1 protein-coding gene is annotated in these 260 nt (G+C 65.0%); it reads left to right on the forward strand.

Annotation, left to right across the window (positions count from 1 at the left end; all coding sequences use genetic code 11):
• A partial coding sequence (locus SAY88_RS25225; protein WP_332635176.1) for a prolipoprotein diacylglyceryl transferase family protein occupies positions 1-260 on the forward strand: 260 nt, incomplete at both ends.

A 260-nucleotide genomic window follows, 5' to 3' on the forward strand; every position in this document is an offset into this window, starting at 1 on the left:
GGGCCACTTGCTTATCTGGCGGTGGCCGGCGCCGCCGTCGTCATTTTTTCCCGCGACAGACGCGGACTACTCGATGTGGCCGTCTTGGCCCTGCCAGTCCCGATGATGCTCGCCAAAGTGGCCTGCTTTGTGAACGGCTGCTGTTACGGCGCCGCCTGCGATTGGCCTTGGGCCGTGAGCTTCGTCGAAGGGGCGGACGCGCCCGCCGGGATTCCTCGACACGCGACGCAACTTTACGAAATCGGCGCGCTGCTGGTGAT

This window comes from Halalkalibacter flavus, assembly GCF_036663575.1.
Taxonomy (GTDB): domain Bacteria; phylum Bacillota; class Bacilli; order Bacillales; family Bacillaceae_D; genus Halalkalibacter; species Halalkalibacter flavus.